This window comes from Corynebacterium sp. 5QC2CO, assembly GCF_024580435.1.
GTDB classification, from domain to species: domain Bacteria; phylum Actinomycetota; class Actinomycetes; order Mycobacteriales; family Mycobacteriaceae; genus Corynebacterium; species Corynebacterium jeikeium_D.
Map to the genome: position 1 here is coordinate 1 of NZ_JANIKI010000045.1, position 255 is coordinate 255.

Sequence of the window (255 nt, forward strand, 5' to 3'; positions counted from 1 at the left end):
ATCTGCGGGCAGGTCATTCGCACCGGCGTATCGCCCAGGTGGTTTGTCGTAGTCAATCCACCGTCAGCCGTGAAATCGCGCGCAACAGCGTCGATGGTATCTACGATGCTTATCACGCTGATCAGGCCAGCCGCGGGCGTCTTGCTCGTCCTAAGCTGCGCAAACTCGATGGTAATCGGTTCTTACGCGCCCAGGTTGTCGATCTGCTCAACCGTGGTGCCTCACCGCGTCAGGCCAGTGACAGGTTGGCTGCAC

Annotated in this window: 1 protein-coding gene; it reads left to right on the forward strand. The window is 59.6% G+C overall.

The features are described from left to right. Positions 1–2: 2 nt before the first annotated feature. Positions 3–255 (forward strand): helix-turn-helix domain-containing protein (locus NQ014_RS10870; RefSeq protein WP_257075343.1); only part of this gene is annotated, 253 nt, incomplete at its 3' end.